Raw genomic sequence first — 8459 nt, forward strand, 5'->3', positions numbered from 1 at the left:
GGCACGTCGATAACAGGCTGGGCGATGGTTGTTTTGTTGGTGCGCGGCGCCCGCACGATGGGTGATGCGGCCAGATTTGACGCGCGTTTCAAGCAAAGAATGGTCAGGATCGTTCTGGCCGCATTGGGAATGGGCGTGATCCTCATGGTTGCCTCGGCCATCATGACACCGCTCTTCGGTATCGCGACGGTCCGCTATCTTGCATTGCTGGTTTTGGTTCTGATCGGCATCATCAGCTATTTCGGCATCGGCCACCTGATCGGCGCATTCAAACTGTCAGAGTTTCGACGGAACCTGCGGCGCTAGGTTCGCTGGCGCAATCGCGTCAACAGGCTGCTCCATCCGCCGGGCGCAAGGACGATAGACAGCAAGAACCCGGCGAAAAAGCCCGCCAGTTCTGATATCCACTGGCTATTGCCCCCAAAGACCAAGCCAAAGATCAATTGGACCAGCAACAAGAACCCGATCAGGCGAAACGCCAGAATCTGCTTGTCACCCGCTGCCCCCAACCGCAACCAAAGCGCATAGGTATATGCACCGATCAAGCCGTAGGTCGGCGTAAACGACCCCACGAGCGGATAGCGGCTTTCCACCAAAAGGCCAAAGACAACAGCCCCGGCAATGCTTGTCACAAAGTAGAGAATGATCACATTGACAGATCCATAGTACTCGGACGTGAATTTGCCCAATGCAAGGATCAGTGCTGAACAAAAGGCGACCTGTGTCAGCTGCACATTGATAAACGTATAGGTCACAAACCGTCTGAGCATTTCAAAGGAATAGTCGCCACTGACCAGCACACGATCCAGCACGACCGGTGAAAAACCGTACTGCTCGATCGCGGCGATACGCCAACCCACGCCACGCGGCCCACCGATGATGCCATAATTGGCAAGCTGAAAGACAGCCTCGATCCCAAGGATCACAAGTGTCAACGCAACCACCAGCGGCGGCAAAACGTTGAACGGGCTTACTGGCTTCATATTGGGCTCGCTGCGCAGTTGAAGTTGACGGGTCTGTCTGGCATGGGTATGCGACCCCTGCCCCGAAATCCAGTCCGGACATCTGCCTTATGAACAAGACTTCATTCACTCCACGTGTTTTCTCTGGAATCAAACCTTCCGGCGGGCTGACGCTTGGCAACTATCTTGGTGCGATCAAGCGCTTTGTGGGGATGCAAGGCCAGATTGAGACGATCTATTGCGTCGTCGACATGCACGCGATCACGGTCTGGCAGGATCCCAAGGAACTGGCAAATATGACCCGTGAAGTGGCAGCGGGCTATCTGGCGGCAGGCCTCGACCCCGATCAGTCGATCCTGTTCAACCAAAGTCAGGTTGCAGCCCATGCCGAATTGGGGTGGATATTCAACTGCGTCGCACGTGTTGGCTGGATGAACCGGATGACCCAGTTCAAGGACAAGGCAGGCAGCAATGCCGAAAAGGTGTCGTTGGGGCTTTATGCGTATCCGGCACTCATGGCCGCCGATATCCTGCTGTATCACGCCACCCACGTGCCTGTCGGCGAAGATCAGAAACAACATGTCGAACTGACGCGCGATATCGCTGCAAAGTTCAATCACGACTTCAAGACCGATTTCTTTCCGCTGACAGAACCGGTCATCGAAGGCCCCGCGATGCGCATCATGAACCTGCGCGACGGGACCAAGAAGATGTCCAAGTCCGGCGATAGCGATATGGAACGCATCAACATGACCGATGATGCCGACAAGATCGCCAAGAAATTCAAGAAAGCCAAAACCGATCCCGCGCCGCTGCCCGAAACCGTCGAAGGGCTCGAAAGCCGCCCGGAGGCGCGGAACCTTGTCGAAATCTACGCCGCCCTGAACGATATGACGCCCGAGGCCGTCATTGCCGAATACCCCGGCGCGGGCTGGGGCACGTTCAAACCGGCGCTGGCCGATCTGGCAGTTGCCAAGCTCGCGCCGATTTCGGAGGAAATGGCGCGTTTCATGGCCGACCCCGCCGAGATCGACCGCATTTTGGGTGAAGGTGCCGGCAAGGCGCGCGCCATCGCCGAGCCGATCCTGCGGAAGACTTACGATATCGTCGGCTTGCTGCGGTCATAGCCGGAGCGTGATCTCACGCAAAGCTTGTTAGCGTCAGGGCATATTGCGTGCGCTTGTGCGGCCTGCGATGTTGGCGCAAACGCACAAACGAGGTGTACGCCATGTCTGCTCTATCGTCGGCCCGTGTTGGCCATATCCATTTGCGTGTCTCAGATCTTGAACGCGCAATCGCCTTTTACGCCGACATTCTTGGTTTTGAAGTGACACTGCGTTACGGCGATGGCGCAGCCTTTCTTGCCGCTGGCAATTATCACCATCACATCGGCCTGAACACATGGGAAAGCCTTGGTGCCACGCCGCCACCGCCGGGCCACACCGGGCTTTATCATTCGGCCTTTCTGTATCCTGACCGCAAGGCGCTGGCCGATGTGCTGGCACGCGTGGTTGCCGCCGGCATCCCGCTAGACGGTGCCGCCGATCACGGGGTCAGCGAAGCGGTCTACCTGCGCGACCCCGACGAAAACGGCGTAGAGATTTATGTCGACAAACCCATAGCAGACTGGCCCCGCGACGCGGACGGATCGCTGCAAATGTTCAATGACCCTCTTGATGTCGCGGCACTTCTGGCCCTGGCAACGCCGGCGTCACAAAACTGAATCGCCAGCATGGGACCATTTCTGCGGCGGCAGGGAATCGCTCTGCCTGCTGGCCTTGGTCGTTTTTTGTCCCGTTTCGCACCTTGGCACACGAAGGCGTCCGATGTTCCCCGGCATCGGACGCCGCACCCACTTTACCTTGCTGAAACCTCCGCCTAGGGTTCACCCAAAAGGGAGGGTGCAGCATGGCCACCGGCAAAAACATCCGCACATATTTCGAGGGCGCCTGGCACGAAGGCGATGTGCCAATCATGCGCGCGGCAGATCATGGGTCGTGGCTTGGAACCACGGTCTTTGATGGGGCGCGCTTTGTGAACGGCCTGATGCCCGATCTGGACCTGCATTGCGCCCGCGTGAACCGGTCTGCCGAAGCCTTGATGATCACACCAACGGTCAGCACCCAAGACATGGTTGCAATCACCCAAGAAGGTTTGGCCAAATACCCCAAAGATGCAGCCGTCTATATCCGCCCGATGTACTGGGCGATCCATGGTGATGTGACGGCCATCGTACCAAGCAGCGATGAAACCGGTTTTGCGATCTGTCTGGAGGAAATTCCCTTTGCGCCGGAAACGGCATCGACCACCTTGGGGCTGACGCGTTTCCGCCGCCCCGTGATCGACGACGCCGTGGTCAACGCCAAGGCAGGGTGCCTTTATCCCAACAACGCCCGTATGCTTGCCGAAGTCCGCGCCCGCGGATTTGGCAATGCGCTGGTGGCCGATGCGATGGGCAATGTGGCTGAAACCGCCACAGCCAATGTCTTTATGGTCAAAGACGCAGAGGTCTTTACCCCCATTGCAAACGGCACATTCCTGTCGGGGATTACCCGCGCCCGTCACATCTCGAACCTAAATGCCGATGGTGTGAAAGTGCATGAAACCGTGCTGACCTTTGATGATTTCCGTGACGCGGACGAGGTGTTTCTATCGGGGAATATGTCCAAGGTGACACCCGTGACCGCCTTTGCGGACCACCAGTATCAGGTGGGCCCCGTCACCCGCCGTGTCCGAGACATGTATTGGGACTGGGCCGCGAGCACCGCCTAAAAACTGGACTTATTGAACGCGGCATTCTGTCGTTGCCACTGCCCGATTGATGCGCCACACTTGGACCAACAGGGAGCCGAAAATGCGTAAGTTCATGGTCGTTCTGGACGATAGCCGCGAATGCCTCAATGCAATGCGCTTTGCTGCGATGCGCGCATCACACACAGGCGGCGGGGTTGCTGTCATTGCGATCATTCCGCCAGACGAGTTCAACCACTGGATCGGCGTAGGCGAGATCATGCGCGCCGAAGCGCGTGAACGGATCGAAGTCCACTTCGAAGTGTTTGCCAAATGGATGCGCGACAAGCAGAATGTGGATCCCGAACTGATCATCCGCGAAGGGGAACCCCTGAGCGAGGTTATCGCCCATGTGCATGAGGACCCTGAAATCGGTGTCCTTGTTCTTGGCGCAGGCGATGGGAACAAGGGGCCGGGTCCACTTGTCACACAGCTTAGCAAGCAAGCTGGCAGCCTGCCGATCCCGATCACGATTGTCCCCGGTGATTTGTCCAAGGAACGCCTTGAAGCGATCACCTGAGTCGTTGCGTGAAGCAACGGCGAACAGCGTTATATGACAAATATCAATGCGCCGTTTTGTGCCATCCGGTATCAAGCATGAACAGGAAATTCTTCCTGCAAGACTTGAATTGCGGTCGTCGATGCGACCGGGAAAGGCACAGAACGATGAAAATCAGATCAACAATTTTGGCGGTGCTCATTTCAACGGCGCCAGTCTCAACTCTTTGGGCCCAAACCTATTTCACCTTCGACAACTATATCGAACCAAGCTCGGTGCTGGAATTCGGGCTGATCACGACCGATGCGCCAGCCACACTTGAGGTTTATGATTATGCCGGTGGTGAGCGTGGTGAACTGCTGGGAACAACCGAACTTGACTTTGGCGCAAACACAGATGTCACGGTTAATGTCGCAATCCCCCCTCAACAAGATGTTCTCGCGCTGATCAGAAACGATGCCGGAGAGGTGATCGCCTCGGAGCAATTCCGCCTGCTTGACGAAGAAGACGACGACTAAACTCCAAGAAAAATTGAGCCGGTCAGCCAGACCGGCTCAATTTCCGTTCTTGAATTAGAATCATTCCAAACCTTGACAGACAGCAACGCCGCGCGCATATCTGAGGTCTGACAACAAAGGTTGGTCCCATGTTCATCCAGACTGAATCGACACCAAATCCCGCAACGCTCAAGTTTCTGCCCGGCCAGAATGTGCTTGAAGTTGGTACGGCAGACTTTCCAAGCAGCGACGCGGCTGAAAGTTCGCCCTTGGCCAAACGCATTTTTGCGACTGGCGGTGTGACCGGCGTGTTCTTCGGCATCGACTTTATTACCGTGACAAAAGTCGACGATGTTGAATGGGATCACATCAAGCCCGGGATCCTTGGCGCCATCATGGAGCATTATCAGTCCGGTCAGTCCGTCATGGCAGAAGACCACAAGCCTGTGAGCGGCCACGCCGAACACACCGGCGAAGACGGCGAGATCGTGGGCCAGATCAAAGAGTTGCTCGATACACGTGTGCGCCCTGCCGTGGCGCAGGACGGCGGCGACATCACCTTCCACGGTTTCGAGCGCGGGATCGTCTATCTGCACATGCAAGGCGCTTGTGCCGGTTGCCCATCATCCACGCTGACCCTGAAAATGGGCATCGAGAACCTGCTGCGCCACTATATTCCCGAGGTGATCGAGGTGCGGCCCGTTGCAGCCTAAGCCAACGCTGCTTGCATTTGATACATCGGCGGCGCATTGCGCCGCCGCTTTGCTGTTTGGCGACACGATCATTACGCAGGTGGACGAAATGGCAAAAGGGCAGGCGGAACACTTGATGCCCATGTTGGAACGGATGCTGGTGGCTCAAGCCCTGACATGGCGTGATCTCGATGGCATTGGTGTCGGTGTAGGTCCCGGAAATTTCACGGGTATCCGCATAGCACTGTCTGCAGCACGCGGTCTGGCGCTCGGGCTGGGAAAGCCTGCGATCGGCGTAAGTGGGTTCGAGGCCCGCGCATTTGGCGAAACACTCCCCCATAAAGCGACAATCCCTGCCCCGCGCAACCAATCCTATGTTCAGGAGTTCAGGCGTTCCGGGCCAACGCAGCCCATGCAGAGAGCGGAACCCGCAAACCCGCAAAAACCACCAGCCGACCTGATTGCGGCGGTCGCGCAGATTGCGGTATCGCGCCTCGGCACTGCTGCCGCGCGACCTTCTCCGCTTTACGTGCGCAGCGCAGACGCGGCACCGCCCCGCGATCCTGCACCCGTCATTCTGCCGTGACACCACAGTCGCTCGCAAAGCTGCATGCAGCCGCATTCAGTGCAACACGCGCTTGGTCTGCTGATGAATTCGCCACGCTGCTCGCGCATCCCCGCACCTTTGCCACAGGTGACGCTGATTGTTTTGCCATGATCCGTACCGTCCTGGACGAGGCAGAGGTCTTGACCATCGCAACCCACCCCGCAAAGCGGCGGCAGGGCCTTGCCCGCAGAATACTCCGCGCCACTGAAGATCAGGCAAAATCGCAAGGCGCCATGACGGTCTTTCTCGAAGTGGCCGAGGACAATAGCGCCGCCATCAACCTGTATACCTCCTCGGGTTACAGCCAGGTCGGACGGCGACCGGGGTACTATTTGCCCAAAGACGGGGCACCCGTCGCTGCCTTGGTCCTACACAAGTCGCTGAGTTCAACCTGACCCTGCGTCACACTGTCGATAACACCGCTTTTTGACTGTGCTACAAGCAATTACGGCCAGAAAGCTGTTGATCTTCCTCCCAAGGCAAGGCCTTATCGGTTGATGACCGACATCAGATCGGCTCTGCTTTTAAATGAGGGGGCGACTAGCGCCCGTTTATACCTCGCGTAACGACCTGGGAGAAATATCAATGACACTTATGAAGAAATTCCTGAGCGCGTCTGCTGCACTGGCGCTCACCGCCGGTACGGCTGCTGCAGATCCCGCCATCCTGTTCGACCTCGGTGGCAAGTTCGACAAATCCTTCAACGAAAGCGCCTACAACGGTGCCGAGCGTTGGGCAGCCGAAACCGGCGGTTCTTATGCCGAAGTTGAAATCCAGTCCGACGCCCAGCGCGAGCAGGCGATCCGCCGCTTTGCTGAATCGGGCGCAAACCCGATCGTCATGGCCGGTTTCTCTTGGGCGACACCATTGGCAGAAGTTGCAGCCGACTATCCTGACACCAAGTTCGCGATCATCGACATGGTCGTTGATGCGCCAAACGTACGTTCCGTTGTCTTCAACGAGCACGAAGGGTCCTACCTCGTCGGCATGATGGCTGCGATGGCATCCGAAACGGGCACTGTGTCTTTCATCGGCGGCATGGATATTCCCCTGATCCGCAAGTTCGGTTGTGGCTATGCGCAGGGCGCAAAGGCCGTGAACCCCGACATTACCGTAATCGCAAACATGACCGGCACGACACCTGCCGCATGGAATGATCCGGTAAAGGGCTCAGAGCTGACCTTGGCACAGATCAGCCAAGGGTCTGACGTTGTGTTTGCCGCAGCAGGCGGTACCGGCGTTGGTGTGCTGCAGACAGCAGCAGACCAAGGCATCCTGTCGATCGGCGTGGACGCCAACCAGAATTACCTGCACCCCGGACAGGTTCTGACATCCATGCTCAAGCGCGTCGACAACGCGGTTTATGACGCCATGATTGCCGGTGAAGACCTCGAGACAGGGTTCAACGTGATGAGCGTTGCAAACCGTGGCGTCGGCTTTGCAATGGACGCAAACAACGAACCCGTCGTATCCTACGAAATGCTGGAAGCGACCTACGGTGCTGCTGCTGAAATGGCCGCTGGCAATCTGTCAGTACACGATTACACATCCGACGAAAGCTGCCCTGCAATCGACTTCTAAGTTGATTGACAGGCCATGAAATGAAGGCCGCGCTGCGAAATCTGCGCGGCCTTTTGCATTTCCATGAACAGGAGTCCCGATGACCGACATAGCCCCCGCCATTGAGCTGAAAGGCATTTCCAAAGCCTTCGGTCCTGTTCAAGCGAACAAAGACATTTCGATCCGTGTCATGCCCGGTACGATCCACGGGATCATCGGTGAGAACGGCGCAGGCAAATCGACCCTGATGTCGATTCTCTATGGGTTTTACAAAGCTGACGCGGGCGAAATCTTCATTTCCGGTCGGAAAACTGCAATTCCAGATAGCCAGGCTGCCATCGCCGCAGGCATCGGAATGGTGTTCCAGCACTTCAAACTGGTCGAAAATTTCACCGTCCTCGAAAACGTCGTTCTGGGCGCCGAAGACAGCGGATTACTGCGCCCTTCCCTCGCACGTGCGCGGCGCGAACTGAAAAGCCTTGCTGAAGAATACGAGTTGAACGTCGATCCCGATGCCCTGATTCAGGATGTCGGCGTGGGCATGCAGCAGCGCGTCGAAATCCTCAAGGCGCTGTATCGCAAGGCGGATATCCTGATCCTGGACGAACCCACCGGCGTGCTGACCCCCGCCGAAGCCGATCACCTGTTCCGTATTCTCGAAAACCTCAAGCGCGAGGGCAAAACCAGATGGGTACTAATATAGAGAAAAAAGACCGGGTGTATGATAAAGACAAACCAATCACTTACTACAAGATAAGATTCAGGGCGGCACAGCAGACATATTCGGCCACAGCAGATATCCCCGATCTTACTCCGGGGGAATCGGTTATGGTGGAGACCGAGCATGACCTT

At 57.0% G+C, this 8459-nt stretch carries 10 protein-coding genes and 2 pseudogenes; 11 read left to right on the forward strand and 1 reads right to left on the reverse strand.

What is annotated here, in order from left to right; all coding sequences use genetic code 11:
* Positions 1-306: pseudogene (locus tag R6T97_RS05075) on the forward strand (lipid II flippase MurJ); the annotation flags it as partial.
* Here R6T97_RS05075 and R6T97_RS05080 read toward each other — a convergent pair.
* The gene (locus R6T97_RS05080; protein ID WP_410348216.1) at positions 303-983 is read right to left on the reverse strand and encodes a rhomboid family intramembrane serine protease; all 681 of its coding nucleotides are present in this window, start codon (positions 981-983) and stop codon (positions 303-305) included. The pseudogene R6T97_RS05075 and the gene R6T97_RS05080 sit on opposite strands and share 4 nt — an antisense overlap.
* Positions 984-1072: 89 nt before the next feature.
* On the opposite strand from R6T97_RS05080, the gene trpS reads away from it, so the two are divergent.
* The 10 genes and pseudogenes from trpS to R6T97_RS05130 all read left to right on the forward strand — a co-directional run.
* Entirely contained in the window at positions 1073-2089 is a 1017-nt protein-coding gene (trpS, locus tag R6T97_RS05085; protein WP_410348217.1) for a tryptophan--tRNA ligase, read from the forward strand.
* 101 nt (positions 2090-2190) lie between these two features.
* Positions 2191-2685 carry a VOC family protein gene (locus tag R6T97_RS05090; RefSeq protein WP_410348218.1) on the forward strand — a complete coding sequence of 165 codons (495 nt, stop codon included), beginning with the start codon at positions 2191-2193 and terminating at the stop codon, positions 2683-2685.
* 185 nt (positions 2686-2870) lie between these two features.
* Positions 2871-3734 (forward strand): branched-chain amino acid aminotransferase, encoded by an 864-nt coding sequence (locus tag R6T97_RS05095; RefSeq protein WP_410348219.1) that lies wholly within the window; start codon positions 2871-2873, stop codon positions 3732-3734.
* An 82-nt stretch (positions 3735-3816) separates the two neighbouring features.
* The gene (locus tag R6T97_RS05100) at positions 3817-4272 is read left to right on the forward strand and encodes a universal stress protein (protein WP_410348220.1); all 456 of its coding nucleotides are present in this window, start codon (positions 3817-3819) and stop codon (positions 4270-4272) included.
* Positions 4273-4418: 146 nt separating this feature from the next.
* Positions 4419-4769, forward strand: coding sequence for a hypothetical protein (locus tag R6T97_RS05105; RefSeq protein ID WP_410348221.1), 351 nt, complete (start codon positions 4419-4421; stop codon positions 4767-4769).
* A 128-nt stretch (positions 4770-4897) separates the two neighbouring features.
* The gene (locus R6T97_RS05110) at positions 4898-5461 is read left to right on the forward strand and encodes a NifU family protein (protein ID WP_410348222.1); all 564 of its coding nucleotides are present in this window, start codon (positions 4898-4900) and stop codon (positions 5459-5461) included.
* Positions 5451-6026: a tRNA (adenosine(37)-N6)-threonylcarbamoyltransferase complex dimerization subunit type 1 TsaB gene (tsaB, locus tag R6T97_RS05115; RefSeq protein WP_410348223.1), complete on the forward strand. Its 576-nt coding sequence runs from the start codon at positions 5451-5453 to the stop codon at positions 6024-6026. Before R6T97_RS05110 ends, tsaB begins: the two co-directional genes overlap by 11 nt.
* A complete protein-coding gene (locus R6T97_RS05120; RefSeq protein ID WP_410348224.1) occupies positions 6023-6442 on the forward strand; it encodes a GNAT family N-acetyltransferase in 420 nt (139 codons plus the stop codon). The genes tsaB and R6T97_RS05120 overlap by 4 nt, the downstream gene beginning before the upstream one ends.
* A 190-nt stretch (positions 6443-6632) precedes the next feature.
* Positions 6633-7628, forward strand: a complete 996-nt coding sequence (locus R6T97_RS05125; RefSeq protein ID WP_410348225.1) for a BMP family protein — start codon at positions 6633-6635, stop codon at positions 7626-7628.
* 79 nt (positions 7629-7707) lie between these two features.
* A pseudogene (locus R6T97_RS05130) lies at positions 7708-8292 on the forward strand (ATP-binding cassette domain-containing protein); the annotation flags it as partial.
* Positions 8293-8459 lie beyond the last annotated feature (167 nt).

The organism is Yoonia sp. (assembly GCF_046498525.1).
In the GTDB taxonomy this organism is placed as follows: domain Bacteria; phylum Pseudomonadota; class Alphaproteobacteria; order Rhodobacterales; family Rhodobacteraceae; genus Yoonia.